This is a genomic window from Saccharopolyspora sp. NPDC002686 (genome assembly GCF_040295745.1).
In the GTDB taxonomy this organism is placed as follows: domain Bacteria; phylum Actinomycetota; class Actinomycetes; order Mycobacteriales; family Pseudonocardiaceae; genus Saccharopolyspora; species Saccharopolyspora oryzae.
This window is the reverse complement of record NZ_JBEOVY010000651.1, coordinates 1-1,513: the sequence shown is the minus strand read 5'-3', so window position 1 is coordinate 1,513 and position 1,513 is coordinate 1. Positions and strand designations below refer to the sequence as shown.

Below are 1,513 nucleotides of genomic sequence, written 5' to 3'. Positions count from 1 at the left end.
TGTGCTCCGGGTTCGGTCGGACGGTGCGAGCCACCGGGTTCCAGCTGTCCGGCTCAGCACAGAGCCGCCACCGCCTTGTCAGTGACCAACTGCACACTGAGCGTCATGATTTGTCGACGATCAGTGACTGCTTTGGTCCGATGGTCTCAGCCGTAGCGCAAGCCCTGGCGCGCGTGGACGAGGCGCTTGAAAAACTTGAAACAGGGCGGGACGAGGTGGCCCGAGCACAGGCGTGCTTGGACGAAGGTGGTCAACCGAATGGGCTGGGGGTCCTTCTCGGCTCTACAGATGACGGGGCCCAGACGGCTCTCGCTCGTGTCGACCAGGCTGCGAATGATCTCGTCCGCATCCACCAAATACTTGGCCGGATTCGCGAGCTCGTCATTGCGTGGCGGCAGCTGGTTGCGGGGACGAACACCGCTGGTGGTGGAGAAGGGCGGACAGCCTCTCCGCATCCTCTGGAGCGCGCGAAGCCTCATGGACAGCTACGTTCAGGTGCTGTCAATACGGCTCAATGGGCCGACGAGGTGCGTACGAAGATCGAGCACCTCAAGCCGACAGTAGGGCTCGCGTTCGACTTGGAGGGAAACCCCGAGCTCGTCGATCGGGATTTGCGGAGCGAGCAGGGCGCCGAGGCCTCCGAAATCGATCGCTTCCTGCGGAACAGCCCTCGTTTTCCAAGGCAACGTCGGGGGGATGTGCCGATAGCGGCCGCTGCTCATGTGGAAGCGAAGGTCGCGATGGAAATGCGAAAGCGAGGCATTCGACATCTCGTCCTGGTGATCAACAATCCGCGAGGGGTCTGTCGCGGTGATTGGGGATGCGGTCCGGCCGTTCGGGCTATCCTGCCGCGCGGGCACTCGATCACGGTGTGGGTGCCCGGCGCCGCCGTACGATATGAGCTGCACGGAGGGAGCCCGACATCATGACGATGGTCAGTGCTGATCTGCCTGCTCACGGGTGCGACGGCTGGCGCCACGCCACCTCCTGGGATGAGGTGGAAGGCATCATCAGCGCAGCTCTCGACCGGGGCGATCGGAATACGCCCGGCTGGCTGCAGTTCGGTCGGGATCTCGAGGCCGACGAGCCCGGGGAGTTCCAGCTTCGAGTGGTCGCAGATCCTGACTCGGGCTGCGCTGCGCTGCTGTGGTTCCGCAACGTCGATCCGGAGGAACACGCCGACGACGCTTTGGCTCAGCACTTGTGGGTCACGTTCAACCCCGAGCCACCCCTCGAGGTGCCGCTGTTGGCCAGCGACTACGACACCGAGCACTTCCACGACCGGTTCACGGTCATCGATCTCGAACATGCGCGTGAAGCGCTGCGGGAGTTCTGCCGAAGCGGGGGACAGCGACCGAAGTCGGTCCAATGGGTGGCCGGCGACTATTACGGACGGATCGTCCAACGCCTGGATGTCGCTGGCGCGGCCTGACCGACGAGAAAAGCGGTGGCGGCTCAGCACAGAGCCGCCACCCCATAATGTAGTGTGGGAAAAAGTAAAAATTTGGGGGTT

The 1,513-nt window shown here is 63.5% G+C and carries 2 protein-coding genes; both read left to right on the top strand.

The window, feature by feature from the left end:
• The first annotated feature begins 140 nt into the window (after positions 1–140).
• On the top strand, positions 141–929 hold the full coding sequence (locus ABTZ89_RS38630; protein ID WP_351054446.1) for a DddA-like double-stranded DNA deaminase toxin: 789 nt from the start codon (positions 141–143) through the stop codon (positions 927–929).
• Positions 926–1,432 carry an Imm1 family immunity protein gene (locus ABTZ89_RS38625; protein ID WP_351054444.1) on the top strand — a complete coding sequence of 169 codons (507 nt, stop codon included), beginning with the start codon at positions 926–928 and terminating at the stop codon, positions 1,430–1,432. Before ABTZ89_RS38630 ends, ABTZ89_RS38625 begins: the two co-directional genes overlap by 4 nt.
• Positions 1,433–1,513 lie beyond the last annotated feature (81 nt).

What these genes read in the sequence shown, in the direction of transcription:
- ABTZ89_RS38625 (WP_351054444.1), top strand. Translation starts at nt 926, where the DNA reads ATGACGATGGTCAGTGCTGATCTGCCTGCTCACGGGTGCGACGGCTGG.
- ABTZ89_RS38630 (WP_351054446.1), top strand. Translation starts at nt 141, where the DNA reads ATGGTCTCAGCCGTAGCGCAAGCCCTGGCGCGCGTGGACGAGGCGCTT.